Origin of the sequence: Parendozoicomonas haliclonae, from assembly GCF_900174585.1 — a bacterium.
Taxonomy (GTDB): Bacteria; Pseudomonadota; Gammaproteobacteria; order Pseudomonadales; family Endozoicomonadaceae; genus Sansalvadorimonas; species Sansalvadorimonas haliclonae.
Genome location: NZ_FWPT01000007.1, coordinates 320,995 through 337,270, shown reverse-complemented (window position 1 = coordinate 337,270; position 16,276 = coordinate 320,995). Strand labels below are relative to the sequence as shown.

Annotated in this window: 11 protein-coding genes; 6 read left to right on the top strand and 5 right to left on the bottom strand. The window is 53.1% G+C overall.

Going from position 1 to position 16,276, the window contains the following annotated elements; genetic code table 11:
• Window positions 1–5 precede the first annotated feature (5 nt).
• Window positions 6–812 carry a hydroxyethylthiazole kinase gene (thiM, locus tag EHSB41UT_RS16385; RefSeq protein ID WP_087111754.1) on the bottom strand — a complete coding sequence of 269 codons (807 nt, stop codon included), beginning with the start codon at window positions 810–812 and terminating at the stop codon, window positions 6–8.
• 430 nt (window positions 813–1,242) lie between these two features.
• Here thiM and alaE point away from each other — a divergent pair, with 430 nt between their 5' ends.
• The 5 genes from alaE to EHSB41UT_RS16360 all read left to right on the top strand — a co-directional run bounded on the left by alaE (window position 1,243) and on the right by EHSB41UT_RS16360 (window position 7,573).
• Window positions 1,243–1,671 carry an L-alanine exporter AlaE gene (gene alaE, locus EHSB41UT_RS16380; protein ID WP_087111752.1) on the top strand — a complete coding sequence of 143 codons (429 nt, stop codon included), beginning with the start codon at window positions 1,243–1,245 and terminating at the stop codon, window positions 1,669–1,671.
• A 509-nt stretch (window positions 1,672–2,180) separates the two neighbouring features.
• Entirely contained in the window at window positions 2,181–3,905 is a 1,725-nt protein-coding gene (locus EHSB41UT_RS16375) for an ABC transporter ATP-binding protein (RefSeq protein ID WP_087111750.1), read from the top strand.
• A 70-nt stretch (window positions 3,906–3,975) separates the two neighbouring features.
• Window positions 3,976–5,535, top strand: coding sequence for an ABC transporter substrate-binding protein (locus tag EHSB41UT_RS16370; RefSeq protein ID WP_087111748.1), 1,560 nt, complete (start codon window positions 3,976–3,978; stop codon window positions 5,533–5,535).
• A 110-nt stretch (window positions 5,536–5,645) separates the two neighbouring features.
• Window positions 5,646–6,626 (top strand): ABC transporter permease, encoded by a 981-nt coding sequence (locus tag EHSB41UT_RS16365; protein WP_087111746.1) that lies wholly within the window; start codon window positions 5,646–5,648, stop codon window positions 6,624–6,626.
• A 38-nt stretch (window positions 6,627–6,664) separates the two neighbouring features.
• Window positions 6,665–7,573 carry an ABC transporter permease gene (locus tag EHSB41UT_RS16360; RefSeq protein WP_415837439.1) on the top strand — a complete coding sequence of 303 codons (909 nt, stop codon included), beginning with the start codon at window positions 6,665–6,667 and terminating at the stop codon, window positions 7,571–7,573.
• A gap of 70 nt (window positions 7,574–7,643) precedes the next feature.
• Here the strand turns inward: EHSB41UT_RS16360 and EHSB41UT_RS16355 are convergent, their stop codons facing one another.
• Window positions 7,644–8,093 carry a GNAT family N-acetyltransferase gene (locus tag EHSB41UT_RS16355; protein WP_087111742.1) on the bottom strand — a complete coding sequence of 150 codons (450 nt, stop codon included), beginning with the start codon at window positions 8,091–8,093 and terminating at the stop codon, window positions 7,644–7,646.
• A gap of 193 nt (window positions 8,094–8,286) precedes the next feature.
• On the opposite strand from EHSB41UT_RS16355, the gene EHSB41UT_RS16350 reads away from it, so the two are divergent.
• A complete protein-coding gene (locus EHSB41UT_RS16350; RefSeq protein WP_087111740.1) occupies window positions 8,287–9,975 on the top strand; it encodes a calpain family cysteine peptidase in 1,689 nt (562 codons plus the stop codon).
• Between the two features lie 39 nt (window positions 9,976–10,014).
• Here EHSB41UT_RS16350 and EHSB41UT_RS16345 read toward each other — a convergent pair whose 3' ends face one another.
• The 3 genes from EHSB41UT_RS16345 to EHSB41UT_RS16335 all read right to left on the bottom strand — a co-directional run bounded on the left by EHSB41UT_RS16345 (window position 10,015) and on the right by EHSB41UT_RS16335 (window position 16,252).
• Window positions 10,015–11,820: a hypothetical protein gene (locus EHSB41UT_RS16345; RefSeq protein WP_087111738.1), complete on the bottom strand. Its 1,806-nt coding sequence runs from the start codon at window positions 11,818–11,820 to the stop codon at window positions 10,015–10,017.
• A 94-nt stretch (window positions 11,821–11,914) separates the two neighbouring features.
• The gene (locus EHSB41UT_RS16340) at window positions 11,915–14,206 is read right to left on the bottom strand and encodes an SET domain-containing protein (protein ID WP_087111736.1); all 2,292 of its coding nucleotides are present in this window, start codon (window positions 14,204–14,206) and stop codon (window positions 11,915–11,917) included.
• Window positions 14,207–14,290: 84 nt separating this feature from the next.
• Entirely contained in the window at window positions 14,291–16,252 is a 1,962-nt protein-coding gene (locus tag EHSB41UT_RS16335) for a RecQ family ATP-dependent DNA helicase (protein WP_087111733.1), read from the bottom strand.
• Window positions 16,253–16,276: the final 24 nt, after the last annotated feature.

Sequence of the window (16,276 nt, the reverse complement as noted above, 5' to 3'; positions counted from 1 at the left end):
CTTGTTCAGGTTAACTTCAGGTAGCGGGCCAGTGTTTCCGGCTTAAGGTTGTAGAGTTCGTCCAAAATATTCAGCTGCAGCGTACCCGGGCCACGAGCACTGGTGCTGGCCAGCTCTCCGGCGATTGCCAGAGAGGCCAGACCGGCGGTGGCCGCAATCAGAGCATCGTCCTGCACACCCAGATAAGCACCGGTCAGGGCGGTGGCCGTGCAACCGGTGCCGGTAACGCGCGCCATCATCGGGTGGCCGTTATCAATACGCACCAGACGTTCACCATCGGTGATGATATCGGTTGCCCCGGTGATCGCGATCACGGTGTTATGCTGGCGGGCGGCTTCTTTGGCAAAGTCAGCAACGTCTTCTGTTGCCAGCAGGCTGTCGACGCCACGGGTGGTATTGTCGTTGGCGCCCTGGCTGGAGAATATGGCCTGAATCTCTGCGGCATTACCGCGGACGACGGTCGGCTTGTATTCCAGTAGTAGACGGGAAGTGTCCAGGCGGAAGCGGGTGGCACCGGCACCGACCGGATCCAGTACCCAGGGGCGACCGGTCTGGCAGGCGTGACTGGCAGCACACTTCATGGCCATAACTGTGCGACTGGTCAGGGTACCAATATTGATAACCAGACTGCTGGCGATATCAATCAAGGTGGATGTTTCTTCGGTGGCATCAGACATCAGCGGGGATGCGCCAATCGCCAGCAGGGCGTTGGCTGTGTTGTTCATCACGACCGCATTAGTGATATTGAGTACCAGTGGCGTGGTGTTCTGCAGTCTCAGTAGGCTGTCTTTTAAGGATTCAGTCTGGATCATTGTTGTAAGTCCATTAAGGCCGTTCGGATTGTAGCAGGCTTTTACGGCGGGCATTTGATGTACGTCAGTAGTAGTCGGGATGGTATCTCTTATTGGAACAGGTAAGGAAATGTGTGTTTTTGTTGTGGAAAAAAATGCTGGTAAATGGGTTTTTAGCCAGTGAAATATCTGTGCTCTGCGTGCTTTCCGGCGACAGTTATCGTATTTGCTTAAGGCTGTAAAAATAACGACTGTCTGTATTGTTTGGGTTGAATTTTGCCGTTAAATTAGCGCTGTCGCTGATCTGTGGTCCTGTCCAGGACGTTCTTGAAACGGTCAGTTTCTCTTTGTCCCAGTTTTATTTTCAGAAAAGTTTCGTTTCTGGTGGTTGTCTGCACGCGTTCGAGCCGTGCTGATTCGTAGTTGGTCCTGTTTGTTCGGGGTGGTCAAAATGTCTGCTTCACGTCGCCTAATTGTCGCGGATATGTTTTCTCTGGTTATCTTTTCCTTTTTTGTGAATGGATCCATCGAGTTGTTAAGTGGTCTGACCTTTGCCCAGATGCTGCAATCCCGTGTAACCGCTATTCCGGTGAATATGGTGATTGCCCGCCCTTATGGCCTGTTCCGGGATGCCATTATGCGTTTCGGTGGTGCCGAGAATGGTGGTTTTCTGCGCAAAACGGGCCTGGATATCACCTCCTACATCCTGTTTCAGGTTCCGGTGTATACCCTGATTCTGTTGTCTGCCGGTGTGGCCACAGATGCCATCATGACTGCTGTTGCCGGGCAGATGGTCGGCTTTGTTCTGGCTGCCCGCCCATATGGACTGTGGCTGCAATTCTGTCGCACCCGATTCACCAAAGTCGCTGTTGCTGCATAACGATTAGAGTCATCACAATGCCGATAGTTTTATCGGCATTGTTTCTCTTCCTCTCGTACCTCTTTCATTCCAGAAAAAATCCCGTCCATTGTTGTCTTTGTGAATGTCAGGGTTTTGTAAAGCTGATACAGCTATTTTTGTCTGAATAATAAACAAAGCTCTCTTTTCTCGAATATATATCCCGTATGTCGTATGAAAAACAGAGGAAAATCCTGATGTTGGTGGGTTTTTGTGTCTGTCGATGTTTTGTCGTGGTACTGTCGTAATAGTGCAAAGAATCTGTAAGTGGTTGACTTTCATCAATAAAAGTAGTTTTTTATTGTACAAGGAGAAGCCCCGTACACGATAAATTCTTCTAAAGGCCGCCTGATATGGGCATTACGGGTGGGCTTGATAAGGCCGGTATCCAAACAGCGGTATACAAACAAAAGTCAGGGCAGCAATAACACCAGAAGCTGTTCAGAAGACAACCAAGTACTGATAAAACCGGAATTCAGGGGGAGTGGAGCATGTCATTGCTCTCGGTTGATAAGTTACGCATAGAGTTTCCTTCACGGCACGGTACAGCGGTATCGGTCAAAGATGTTTCCTTTACCCTGGAAAAGGGTGAGATCCTCGGCCTTGTTGGCGAATCCGGTGCCGGTAAATCCACTATCGGTAATGGCATTATCAATCTGCTGAGCGCACCCGGCCGGGTGGCGGGCGGTAAAATTATTCTTGATGGCGAACCTATCCAGGGGCTGGAAGGGGAAGCCATGCGTCAGATTCGCGGAAGCCGGATCGGGTTTATTTTCCAGGATCCGATGACCTCCCTGAATCCACTTCTCACCATTGGCACCCAGCTGATGGAAACCGTAATCGCTACCCGCAATACCGATGAAAACACCGCTCGTGCCCGCGCACTGGAGCTGCTGGATGCTGTTGGTATTCCTGAACCTGAACTGCGTCTGGCTCAGTATCCGCATCAGTTTTCCGGTGGTATGCGTCAGCGGGTAGTTATCGCCATCGCCCTGGCCGGTGATCCGGAACTGATTATTGCTGACGAACCCACCACGGCTCTGGATGTATCGGTTCAGAATCAGGTGCTGGAACTGATCCGCAAGCTCTGCAAGGAGCGTGATGTTGGCTGTATTCTGGTGACCCACGATATGGGCGTGATTGCCAATACTACAGATCGCGTAGCTGTACTCTATCAGGGTGAAATGGTGGAGTGTGGTGACACCATGGATATTCTGGAGCGCCCACAACACCCTTATACCCGCAGTCTGATCAGTGCGGTTCCCCGCTCTGATATCAAACTGCATCGTTTCCCGCAGGTGGATTACATCGAGAAGGCAGACTGTAAGCCTATCGATATCAAGAACCACTGGCTGGGTGTGAAAGAAGACTTTGGTTCCTTTGACCATGACAAGCTGTTGCAGGTCGAGAACCTGAACCTGCGCTTTGTTACCCAGAATGCGTTTCTGGAAAAGAACCGTCGTTATGTTCAGGCCATTGATAATGTCTCTTTCCATGTGAAGGAAGGGGAGACCTTTGGTCTGGTAGGTGAGTCCGGTTCCGGTAAGTCCACCACTGCCCGGGTGATTGCAGGTCTGTATGCACCACAGTCTGGCAATGTGATCTTCGCCGGCCAGAATATGGGGCAGATGTCTGAGAAGCAGCGTCGTCCACTGCGTCGTGAAATCCAGATGGTTTTCCAGAACCCGTACTCCAGCCTGAATGCCCGGATGACGGTCGCGGATATTATTGCCGAGCCGATTCACTTCCACGATCTGGCCGACTCTGCCATGCAGACCCGCCAGATCGTTAATGATTTGCTGGATCATGTGGGCTTGGGTGCGGCTGCGGGCCGTCGTTATCCCCATGAATTCTCCGGTGGTCAGCGTCAGCGTATCTCTATCGCCCGTGCTCTGGCGACCCGTCCCCGTTTTCTGATTTGTGACGAACCGACTTCGGCACTGGACGTTTCTGTTCAGGCACAAATTTTGAACTTGCTCAAAGATCTGCAGGATGAACTGGGTCTGACCATGCTGTTTATCAGTCATGACTTGCCGGTGATTCGCCAGATGTGTGATCGTATTGCAGTCATGAAGCAGGGCGCGATCGTTGAAATCAACGACACAGATACGCTGTTTTCCAATCCTCAGGATCCGTATACCCAGAACCTGATCGATGTGATGCCACATCTGGATCATCTGTCGCGGGAAGGACTGGAGCTGGAAACTGTCGCCTGACATGCTGTAAAACCAACAAAAAGCAGTATCGCAAGACATAACAACGATAACCCATAGGGGACACTGTCAAATGAAAAACAAACTGACCAAGTTGTTTGCCGGCATGGTGCTGGCAGGCGCCATGACCGCGACCGCACAGGCCGCAACCCTGAAGATGGCTCTGGATGCCGACCCGGTTTCCCTGGATCCTCATGAGCAGCTGTCCGGCGGTACCCTGCAGATGTCCCACCTGGTCTTTGACCCGCTGGTACGCTGGAACAAGGATCTGAGCTTCGATGGTCGTCTGGCCGAGAAGTGGGAGCGTGTTGATGAAAACACCATGCGTTTCCACCTGCGCAAAGGCGTGAAGTTCCACTCCGGTAATGAAATGACCGCCGCTGATGTGAAGTGGACCTTCGACCGTCTGCTGACCAGCCCGGATTTCAAGGCTGTCTTCGAGCCATTCTCCGGTATGAACGTGGTTGATGAGTACACCATCGAGCTGGTGACCAAGCGTCCTTACCCTCTGGTGCTGAATGCTGCCAGCTACATCTTCCCGATGGATAGCAAGCACTACTCCGGTATGGACGACAAGGGTCAGGAAAAAGGTCTGCTGAAGAAGCACGCTGATACCTACGCTTCCCGCAATGCCTCCGGTACCGGTCCTTACACCGTTATCGAGCGTCAGCAGGGCGTGAAGATGGTCTATGACCGTTTTGACGGTTACTGGGATGCCAACTCCCCGGGTAACGTTGACCAGATCGTTCTGACTCCGATCAAAGAAGCTCCAACCCGTGTTGCTGCGCTGCTGGCCGGTGATGTGGACTTTATCGCTCCGGTTCCACCAACCGATCACAAGCGTCTGGAAAAGAGTGAAGGCACCGATCTGGTAACCATGTCCGGTACCCGTGTTATCACCTTCCAGCTGAACCAGAACCGTGTTGAGGCGTTCAAGGACAAGCGTGTTCGTCAGGCGATTGCCTATGCCGTTAACAACGAAGGTATCGTTAAGAAGATCATGAAAGGCTTCGCCACCGCAGCCGGTCAGCAGGGCCCGAAAGGCTACGCCGGTTATGTAGAAGATCTGAAGCCACGTTATGACCTGAAAAAGGCCAAGGCTCTGATGGCGGAAGCCGGTTATGAAGATGGTTTCACCATCACCATGATGGCGCCGAACAACCGCTATGTGAACGACGAGAAGATCGCTCAGGCAGTGTCGTCCATGCTGGCCAAGATCAATATCAAGGTTGATCTGAAGACCATGCCTAAGGCGCAGTACTGGCCGGAGTTCGACAAGCGTTCTGCTGACATGATGATGATTGGCTGGCACGCGGACACCGAAGATTCCGCCAACTTCACCGAGTACCTGCTGGCCTGTGCTGACGAAGCCACCGGCTGGGGTCAGTACAACTCCGGTAACTACTGCAACCCTGCCGTCGACAAGCTGGTGAAGGCTGCCGGTAGCGAAACCGATCCGGCCAAGCGTGCGGCCATGCTGCAGGAAGTGGAACAGACCCTGTACGACGATGCTGCCTACATCCCGCTGCACTGGCAGAACCTGGCGTGGGGCGCCAGCAAGAAAGCCGGTATTGAGGAAGTGGTTAACGTGATGGACTTCCCATACCTGGGTGACCTGGTCGTTAAGGAATAACCGTCCGCGGTTGTACGACCTTTTGAATAGTTAAGAGCTGTTGTCCATGGGTCACTGTTTCAGCAGTGGCTCATGGCTTGAAACTGCCAATCTGCATAGCGAAGTCTCTCATGCTTGGATTTTTAGCACGGCGTCTCTTTCAGGCGTTGATAGTGATGTTTGTGATCAGCCTGATCAGCTTTTCCATCCAGGATAATCTGGGGGATCCACTGCGGGAGATGGTCGGCCAATCGGTATCCGAAGCCGAACGTGAACGCCTGCGTGATGAGCTGGGTCTGAATGATCCGTTTTTAACCCAATATGGCCGCTTTATTACCAAAGCCGTACAAGGCGATCTTGGCCAATCCTATTTCTTTAAAGAACCGGCGCTGGACGTGATTATGGCCAAGCTGCCGGCGACGCTGGAGCTGGTGTTTGGTGCCACCTTGCTGATTATCGTGATCTCGATTCCGGCCGGTGTTTACGCAGCGATTCGTCCGAACAGCGTGTTAACCAAAGTGATTCTCGGCTTCAGTATCCTTGGTATCTCGGTGCCGGTGTTCCTGACCGCGATCTTCTGTATCTATCTGTTCTCGATTGAACTGGGCTGGCTGCCGTCCTACGGACGTGGTGATCTGGTGCCGGTATTTGGAGCCTGGGAAAGTGGTTATCTGACCAAAGACGGCCTGTTGCATCTGGTGCTGCCGTGTATCTCTCTGGCCAGTATTATGCTGCCGTTGTTTATCCGCCTGGTTCGTTCCGAGATGGTTGAGGCTTTGAGTACGGAATATGTCCGCTTTGCCAAGGCCAAGGGCCTGAAGAAAGTGCGCATCTACTTCCTGCATGCCCTGAAGAACACCATGCTGCCGGTGATTACCGTTGGCGGTGTCCAGATCGGTACCATGGTTGCCTACACCATTCTGACCGAGACCGTGTTCCAGTGGCCGGGTATGGGCTTCCTGTTCCTGGAAGCTGTGAACCGCGTGGATACCCCATTGATCGTCGCCTACCTGATTGTTGTTGGTGCCATTTTTGTGATTGTGAATACGCTGGTGGATCTGATCTACGGCCTGATTAACCCGACTGTACGTCTGGCAGGAGGTGAAAAATGAGTTCTAACACTCTCGCCCAAGCCGCAGAAACCACGAAGATGCAAAAGTTCTTCAAGTCCAACTTCTGGTACAGCTTCACCCGTGACAAGGTAGCGATTGTCTCGTTCACCATCTTTGTAATACTGGCCGGAGCAGCGCTGCTGGCTCCGGTGATTGCGCCAACCAATCCCTATGATATGGCTGCGATCGATATCATGGACTCCGAACTGCCACCGAGCTGGTCGGAAGAGGGGGACGAACGTTTCCTGTTGGGAACAGACGACCAGGGCCGTGATCTGCTGAGTACCATTCTCTATGGTATGCGTACGTCACTGACCATTGGTCTGTGTGCGGTGATGCTGCAGATGTTCCTCGGTGTGGTGATTGGTCTGAGTTCCGGTTACTTCGGTGGCCGGATGGATAGCTTCCTGATGCGTATGGCAGATATCCAGCTCTCCTTCTCCACCATGATGGTTGCGATTATTGTACTGGCGGTGTTCCAGGCCTCGTTTGGTTCGGAACTCTATAGCAAGCTGGCCATGTTAATGCTGATACTGGTGATCGGTATTGCCGAGTGGCCTCAGTATGCGCGAACCATTCGTGCTTCGGTGCTGGCGGAAAAGAAGAAGGAATACGTTGAAGCTGCGCGGGTAATGGGCTTTGGCAGTGGACGGATTATGTTCCGTCATATTCTGCCGAACTGTCTGTCGCCGATTCTGGTTATCTCCACGGTGCAGATTGCCAACGCCATTATCAGTGAAGCGGCGCTGTCGTTCCTTGGTCTGGGGATGCCGGTGTCACAACCGTCTCTGGGCGCGCTGATCTCCAGTGGCTTTGAATATATCTTCTCCGGCAGCTGGTGGATTACTGTAATCCCGGGCATTGTGCTGGTGGTGCTGGTACTGGTAATGAACCTGCTGGGCGACTGGCTGCGGGATGTGATGAATCCAAAGCTTTATAAAGGCTAAGTTCCTTCATCATTCACCGAAAAGGGAGCCGCAATGGCTCCCTTTTCGTATCTATGTTTTTCTGTGAGTGTCAGAACTGTTTGACCATCTTCACTTCATCAAGCCCCTTGCCAAAACCATCGGGGATGGTTTCATAAGCCTTAAAGCCAAACCGTGAGAACAGGCTCACCATCAACTGGGTGGTATTAATATAAACATCGAACCGCTGCCCATGAGCCAGCATCCGCTTCTCCATCTCACCATAAAACCACTGCGCTACTTTCAATAGACGTCTCGGGCCGATTGAACCGTGCTGAAACATTGCCCAGGCAATGGCATGTTTGTCGCCCTTGGTATAGTGACCGCCACAACCGATGACTTCACCATCCTCCAGTGCCACCAGATAGTTTTCATCGGTGTAGTTATCAAGAAAGTCGATCAGGCCGGGTTCTTCACTCGCATCAAAATATTTGGGGCAGTTGCTGTGAAAGATCCTCAGGATGGCCGCTTTATCATTGTTGGTATAGGGACGTACTTCCATTTCACACTGTTTCTGAATTGACTTTTTTACATTTTAAAGAGCAGGTGTGATCAGGAACAAGGCATCTGTCGCAGAAAGTAACGTCTCTGGTTTGATGTCTTTCAAGTTAGCCAAACTAACCAAATTCCTGCCCCTGCCGTGTGCACACTTCTCCGGGTTGTCCTATCTGAAAGTCATTTGATCAGGGGGATATATGGCCCAGCCTTGCCTACAGAAATCCGGCTCAACATCCAACCTAATTGAAGAGTTGGGTTTTGAGGATGTGGAGACTCAGGATAAGGAATATGTCGAGGTCCACCTCAAGGCCGACAAGCATATTCAGGCTTACTTTCAGGGCCGGACATCCTGGCGGGTTGAACCAAGGCGAGCGTTAAATTTGAAGGAACGTACTCAGCCACCAGGGGGCCAATCTACTCGCCTTATTCATAAACTGACCCGCGCCCTGTCCCGGGATATCAGACATTATCAGGTCTGGCCGTTGCCCGCAGGAACAAGCAGCCCGCTTAAGGATGATAAGGCTGGAAATCTACCGTTAGTGATCACCGATGAGGCGCTGGCTGAAGACTGGAAGGGAGAATTATTGTATAGCCCACGGGATTATGTACTGTTTCGCGAGAGTGGGCCGTCCTCCGCGGATGTGGCCCAGAATATCGAACGAAAGAGCTGTTTTTTGCTCTCCGCTGCGGCCAGCTCTGCGGCTTCTCCGGCTGGCCGGCTGCGATTACAGAGCCTGATGAGTAAGGTTGAAGAGCAGGATCTGGTGGAAGTCACCCTTTACGATGTGATCACAGAATCTCTGGTAAGAGTACAGGTAACCCCTTGGCGTATTCTGACCAGTAATAAATGTGATGTGTTCTCCTGCTCTGGGGATAAGGCACCTTTGTGGCCCATGATTCTGGAGAAAGCCTATTACGGTTTGATGCTCGATCGCCGTCGCCTGCTGACCACCTGTATTGATTCTGCTCATAAGCGCGGTCAGTCCGGTTTGGCCGCACAGCTGCAGGTGCGCCTTGCCATGCTGCCGGGTACCCAGAGTGTGGGACGTAATGGCGGCAATCTGATGAAGGGGGTGGAAGCACTCTCGATTTTCCAGCCTCTGCAGCCCGCGTGGTCTTTGCCGGGTGAGCCTCCCAGAGGCGTACAGTATCTTCTACTCAATGAGCTGGAAGAGAGTGATATGTCGGGGTTTGAATGCGCCCTGCAGCAAAATATCTTCAAGGGGATTCCGGTTGTGCTGGGACGTACCGATACGTTTACAGAAAAACTGAGCATGCTGAAATCCGGCCATCTGACCAATCATGCCTACTCGGTGGTTGGTCTGGGGCACGATCGTGTTACCGGGCAACGGGGCGTGTTCGTGATGGATCCCTATGGATCAAACCGGGACGGTGAAGATAATGGCGTGGTCAGTCAAATTGAGTTTAAAGGTCAGCAGCCCCAGAGCTCATCAGAGGGTAACCATACCGAACAAAGTGTTGGGCTGTCCAAATCCGGAAACAGTGTGTTCTTTGTCCCGCTGGACGAGCTGTCCCAACAGTTTACCCGTCTGGCCGTTGGTGCAGGAGGTATCGATATTCTGAACCGTGGCTGTCATGGCACCGGGGAAACCATCATGGTGTCCTGGGAAAGGCCTGAAGGGAGTACTGGTAAAGGGAGCACTGGTAAAGGGGGCACCGGTAAGAAGGAGGGTTCTCCGCTGTTGCAGTCTCTTGGTGAAGCGTCTTTTGTGGTGGGTAACCCGCAGGCGGTAGAACCGGAGAGCACTTCACCCGATGTGGGTAGAGAGAGCGGGATAACCAATAAAAGCCTGCTGTTTAGCAATACTATGTCATATCCAATGGTGGATATGACATCAGTGGAGACTCACACCCTTAACTCATAAGCGACCCGGAGGTGGGTTTCCCTGGCTCGCTATATGCTGTCAGCTGTTACTGCTCAGGTGGCGATACATGATTTTCTTTTTAGGAGATAGCAGCTCGGCTGCCTGTTGGCTGACATCTTCGGCATGCGCTTTACACAGGTACTTGTTCTGTAAGTCCTTGTCGGATTCCAGCAGTTCATAGGCCAGAAAGAACAGGTCACCGGGAATAAAGTCGCCGTCAGGATCCATAGCCGGTTTTAAGTACACAGTTTTGACTATGTCATAGACGGCTTGGCTGTTCAGTCGCCAGCCCCATTTTCTGGCCGTATCCAGCTTTCTCTGTTCGATGGCCTGCATGGTGATGTCATTCATCGCCTGCGCTTCATCCATGGGTTCTTCCAGTTCTGACTCTGACTCATCGTCGGAATCCGACTCTGATTCACTATCCCGTCGCGGACGTTTAGTGGCCCGACGGGATGGTTCGGGCGCCGGCTCTGGTGAGCGGGTGCCCTGATCCTCAGAAGTGGTATCCATGCCACTGTCATGATCAGTCAGCGGGCTGAAGAAGTCAGTCAGTGTGATCGCATCATTAAAACGGGCCAGGTGGTACTGCATTAAAGTCTGCAGATGAGGATGATTACCTGTGGCCATATTCTTCATCCAGTTAAACAGTACGGTGTCTTCTTCCAGCATCAGACGCAGGAAGTGGTTGAGCGACATTGTCGTTCTACCCTGACTTTGGTACTGGCTGATCATCTGAGTGATCAGGCTATCGAGCTCAACCGCACGGACACGGTCACCCTCAGTATCCAGGAAGATAGGGCGCAGATTGGGCAGGTTTTTACCCAGCTCCCGCAAATCCTGTTTCTTCTTGAGTGTTGGGACAAAGAGCAACTCTTTTGCCTGTTGCTGGGGGGAGGCTTTTGCTGTGGCTTCCAGACGATTCTGCCGAATAAAACTGTCCAGTACACTGTTGGCGCTGGCTTTGCAGTGTTTCTGGGCAAACTCCCGGAAGGCTTTGGAAACCTCGTGATCCCTGGAGTCATCCTTCAGGTTCAGCTTTGAACGAGAAACCTTGGCCGAAATAGGGGTAGGACGGGATGAAGCCAGGCTGCTCACATCAGCTTCTTCCTGATCACTGTCTTCATCATCACTGATTCTTAGAGGCCGTTTTCGAGCCGTGACAGGTTGTGATCGGGTGCGATGGGTCACGATCAGAGGCTTCGTATCTGGCAAATCGACGTCCAGCCCGTTCGCCAGATTGAGCGAGTGTATGCAGTGGTCACGCAGTGCCGCATCAGCAATGGCCAGTGCATAACTGATATAACCGTATTCCGTCTGCCCAAAGCTGACCTGATGGTAAACCCGGTTGCACCAGGCTGCCAGCTCCGGATCATCGCTTTGCAGCTTGTCGGAGAAATATCTATGAGCGGGGATATAGAACCCCTGTTGCCGGCCATCGTCGACCTGGAACTGGTAAACATCGAGCAGGAATGCGTTATAGCGGCAGATCATCTGCCAGTCATACTCACTAATGTGCTTCGAGACATAGCCATCATAGGTTTTTGCCATCAGTGAACCATCTTTCATTTTTTCCTCGTCTGCCAAAGAGACGATGCTCATATAACTGAGAGCAGGGTATTCATCCCGAATAATATCTGCGGCCACCAGGCCTTGTAACTGTCGGTTAGAGGGTGAGCCAATGGGTGATGCCGGGATTTGCTTTCTGGCTGTTGTGGGTTTGATCTGACGCTTGCTGTACCGGCTCTCCCAGACCTTGGCTCGTTCTCTTACGAGCTCGACTCCCGGAAGGCGTCTGGGTTCTATCGGTGTCTGGGTTACCTGGGGAGGATAATTGCTGGCCATAACTGCCCCTGTTGAGTCCGTTTCTATCTCCGTGAGACAACAGCCGTCCGGTAAAATGCCTGACAGTGTGGTCAGGCATGCTAAGCCGGCCTGGTTACTGTTTAGCTAAGGCTGTGGTCAGGTCCGGTAACTGTTTTAACTGCCGTGCCAGACGGCGGCCTTCCGGTTGCAGAATATCTTTCCGTTTCTCGTTGGTGAGATCGAAAAGGTCATCGGGAATATGCTGTTCATGACGATGGAGCTTTTTCCCGAAACTCTTCACCGATTTGATATCACAGGTCACCAGAGCCAAAAGATCACGGGCCATGGTTGGCCATTGGGGGTTGTGGTAATCGGGTTGCATGATTTCCAGCACCCCATGCAGCGTCTCCTGGTTGGCCTGTTGATAGACTTCCTGACAATCAATGGCACCAACCCGATGAATATACTGGAACAGTAGAGCGGCCCGATTACAGGGCTGATCTTCCGGGTAGTTGGCACCGGGCACAGGCACAAACCGTATGCCATCCGTCGTACGGCAGGTTTTACTGGCCCGAGCCATGGACTGGAAGTTACAGGCCTTGCTGCGGCAGGTTTTCAAAAACAGAGTGCTGTATGTGTCACTTTCCCCTTTGAGGGCAGCCTGATCCAACTGAAACCAGATGCTGGTGCCTTTGTTACCCAGCGATTCAACCACCTGCCATCCATGCTTTCGCAAATAGGCGTGTAGTTGTGGGACATTCCATTGCGAGGGTTCACTCTCACCTTCACTTTCAGATGAGCTGCTGTTGAGCAGGGACGAGGGCACGGCTATCCGGTTATTCCGCAGGGCGGTCAACATCCGGGATTTCATCTCTGTGCCCCGGGGCTGGCTGAAATCAATGGTCTGTGCATGCTCTGCACTGACCGGCAGACCACGGACAATATATTGAAGCAGCAGCTCGTCATACATCGGATCGGATGGGTCCAGACCATGGATAGTCAGCATCAGTCGGCTGCCTTCAAAATCACATTCCCGCTGCCCGGCGGTGGCAAACAGAATACGCAGGTTCGCGGTGGTCCAGCTATCGGTTTGAAAAACACCATTGCGGGGAACGGGTATTGGCGTGATGGGATGGCCGTCCTTATGGTCTCGATTCCATTCAGAAACCATCTCCTTCTCACTCATCGTCAATCGGCTACCGTAGCCGGCAACGGCCAGAAAATACCAGTCGCTGGCCGGGTTGAGCAGGTCCAGAACATGACGCTGCAGAATGACTGCACTCATGATGCCAGCCCGAAACAGGCCATACCTGATCAGTGATTCGTGCCAGTGAGTATGGGGCGTTTTTAACTCTGGCCAGGCCGGAACCGGGGTTCGAGCCAGTGCCTGTTCCAGCGGTTGCCAGTTATCGGTAAAGCGGCACCAGTGTACCTGCTGAGTGATCCAGCTGGCATTGGTCTGCTGCCCTTCAAGTAGTCGGGCATACGCTTCGGGCGCGTCATCCTTGAAGCGCAGCCACTGACGATCAGGGTATTTCAGAAAGCACTCTTCCCCGGCAGGAATGGTCTGGGTGGCCCGCACCAGCAGATCATGCTCATTCTCCAGCGGCGGATTGTGCTCCACTTCCATAGGCACCAGCTCGGTGTTGGGAGGGCAGAACACACTGATGCCGTCGTTCATAAAACTGCCGCCGCCCACCCGATCTGTGCCGGGCACATTCGGGCTTTTAATACCGTCTATGACCAGCCAGTTTTTAACCACCGTCGCCCGATGTCCCCAGACTGTGGGATTGCGCTCATCTTTAAAGCGGCTGACCTTGTCGGTAGACCCCAGTAGAATCCGCTCGCCATGGTACCAGGTGATAAATTCGCCCTTGCGGAAGGCTCGGGTGGTGAAAAGCCCATTGCCAGCATTGGGCAGGGTGCTGGGGCCGACCTTAATGCCGTCCCCCAAAGCCCGGGCTTCTTTACGGGCACGCTGGCGCAGTAGCCTGAGAGTGCTGGTGTTCTGAGGAGATGAACGACGTTTGCTGAACGCCTGGGGATGGCTTTTGCTCTGGGTGGTTTTCGGACGTTTAACCAACTTCTTCTTTTTTCTGGCCGGTGGTGGCTCGGGGGATGTTTCTAAATCACTCTCTTCGCTGTCGGAAGAGAGAAGCCGACGACAAGCCGCAGACCGTTTGCGTGAAATAATTGGGCCTTCATCCTCACTCATGCTGTCAACCGGAGTGCAGCTTCGCTGATACAGCGATCTTGTGCTGTCACTGTCGCTGCTGAATGTGGCTGTGCTCAATGAATAGGTGTCCGGAGACGGCTGCCAGAGGGACTGCTGGCTTTTGGCCAGCATTTGCAGGGCCAGACGGTTACTGCCGACATAGTCGGAGCGTTGAAAACCCTTATGAATCCCGGTGTTATTAACAGCCATCGCCTGTCCCTGCTGGTGGAAAAGCTATTTTGGAGAAGCAGGGAGTTATAGCCTGATTTGTATGGTCAGGCTCTAACGGAGTTGTCAGCCAAACTGACCAAGAACCTGTGCCTGTACCTTCTGATAAGGCCACTGTTCCAGTGCTGCCCAGCCTGGCAGGCTGCGGGCACGGTTTTTACCCAGCAGTGGGGTAGGCAGGCCACACAGAAAGCGCACGCGGGTTTCGGTATTGGCCGGGTGGCCGAGCCGTTCTTCCAGAGGCGCCAGCAAAGCCGGGATATTAATCTGCTCTGGCGCCGGGTGCAGAGGCCGGCGGGGAAAGGCGACAGAGGTACCACGGCAGGCGGAACAGTGTCCGCAATGCAACGGTGCATTATGATCGCCAAACCATTCGGCCAGCTGGTGGCTGAGGCACTCTTCACTTTCAAACAGGGCGATCATATCGTGGATGCGCTGAATCTCGGCCTGTTCCTTTTGAACAAACAGTTGATGCAAACGAGCCGCCAGATCATTAAGAATGAAGTGGTTATTCAGCACACCATACACCTCGGTCATCTGTTTGCTTTCCAGCACGATCCAGCCTTGTTCCTGAAAGTAATCCAGCGCTCGTATAACCCGGCTGCGGTCCGCGCCCTGATACCGGCGGCAGAAGTCGTCAATATCCAGAGTGCCCCAGGTGCGGGCCATACGCACACTGCGCAGCAATGCGCGCACAAACTGCTGTCGTTCCCCGGAGAATTGCTGTTCCAGTTCTGCTGGTTGTAAGCGGTATTGCAGCCGGTATTCGGCAAAGTAGCTGTACAGCGGTTTGATAATGCCTTCCAGCTCCAGATAGACCAGAAGGGTTTTGAGAGGTAACTGACGTATATCCGTGGTGTTGGACAGCGGCGTCAGCAGGATTTCCCAGTGGTTGCCCGCTTCCCGAACGGCCTGCAGAACCAGACGAATACTGTCCAGTGAGGGCGTATCGCCATAAACAAAGTTCTCCAGCACATGGATATTGTCGCGGTTGCCCAATACCAGACACTGGGACGGCTGGCCATCCCGGCCGGCACGGCCAATCTCCTGACTGTAGTTCTCTACCGACTTGGGGAGGTCGTAGTGCACAACAGAGCGGATATCGCTTTTGTCGATGCCCATGCCGAAGGCGATGGTCGCGACAATGCAGCGATGCTGGCCGGACATAAACGATCGCTGGATAGCATCCCGCTCTTCTGAATTCATACCGGCATGGTAAGCCACGGCATTAATGCCATTATCCCGCAGGGTATTGGCCAGTGTTTCTGCCGTTTTCTGCTGGGTGACATAAACGACCGAAGACTGATAACGGCGGGGCGCCAGCCACTGGATCAACTCCCGGTCCCGCTCCTCAGGCATAATGGACAGTACCGACAGATCAAGATTGTTGCGGTAAAAGCCGGTGCAGATCACATCCCGGTCTTCAATACCAAATCGAGACTGCATATCAGAGATGACTTTCGGCGTGGCTGTCGCTGTCAGCAGCAGCACCTGGGGAATGGCAAACTCGCGGGCATAGGCGGGCAGCTTCAGGTAGTCCGGACGGAAGTTATGACCCCATTCGGAAATACAGTGGGCTTCATCAATCACCAGTAGGGACAGATTGACGTTACCAAGGAACTGGCGGAAGCGTTCATTCTTTAAACGTTCGACCGAGACCATCAGGATCTTCAGCCGGCCTTCCCGGGCATCCTGCATAGTCTGACGAATATCATCGGCCGAGCGTCCGGAATCAATGGCGGCAGCCGGGATATTGCGACTGTGCAGATAGTCCAGCTGATCCTGCATCAGCGCCAGCAGTGGCGAGACTACCAGAGTCAGGTGTGGCAGTTGCAAAGCGGCCATTTGGTAGCACAGGGACTTGCCGGAACCGGTGGGGAAAATCGCAGCGGCTGAGCGCCCTTCCGTCAAAGCCCGAATCACTGGTTCCTGACCGGGTCGGAATTGGCTAAAGCCAAACCAGGCCTGCAGATTCTGATGTAGCGGGTCGGAGGAGGGCGTAGAGACAGATGCGACTTCAGGTGGCATAGAATCGGGTTTCCAGACTCGGTC

Coding starts and splice junctions, on each gene's coding strand:
- thiM (WP_087111754.1), bottom strand. CDS start 812: ATGATCCAGACTGAATCCTTAAAAGACAGCCTACTGAGACTGCAGAAC.
- EHSB41UT_RS16345 (WP_087111738.1), bottom strand. CDS start 11,820: ATGGCCAGCAATTATCCTCCCCAGGTAACCCAGACACCGATAGAACCC.
- EHSB41UT_RS16340 (WP_087111736.1), bottom strand. CDS start 14,206: ATGGCTGTTAATAACACCGGGATTCATAAGGGTTTTCAACGCTCCGAC.
- EHSB41UT_RS16370 (WP_087111748.1), top strand. CDS start 3,976: ATGAAAAACAAACTGACCAAGTTGTTTGCCGGCATGGTGCTGGCAGGC.
- EHSB41UT_RS16375 (WP_087111750.1), top strand. CDS start 2,181: ATGTCATTGCTCTCGGTTGATAAGTTACGCATAGAGTTTCCTTCACGG.
- EHSB41UT_RS16335 (WP_087111733.1), bottom strand. CDS start 16,252: ATGCCACCTGAAGTCGCATCTGTCTCTACGCCCTCCTCCGACCCGCTA.
- alaE (WP_087111752.1), top strand. CDS start 1,243: ATGTCTGCTTCACGTCGCCTAATTGTCGCGGATATGTTTTCTCTGGTT.
- EHSB41UT_RS16350 (WP_087111740.1), top strand. CDS start 8,287: ATGGCCCAGCCTTGCCTACAGAAATCCGGCTCAACATCCAACCTAATT.
- EHSB41UT_RS16355 (WP_087111742.1), bottom strand. CDS start 8,093: ATGGAAGTACGTCCCTATACCAACAATGATAAAGCGGCCATCCTGAGG.
- EHSB41UT_RS16360 (WP_415837439.1), top strand. CDS start 6,665: ATGCAAAAGTTCTTCAAGTCCAACTTCTGGTACAGCTTCACCCGTGAC.
- EHSB41UT_RS16365 (WP_087111746.1), top strand. CDS start 5,646: ATGCTTGGATTTTTAGCACGGCGTCTCTTTCAGGCGTTGATAGTGATG.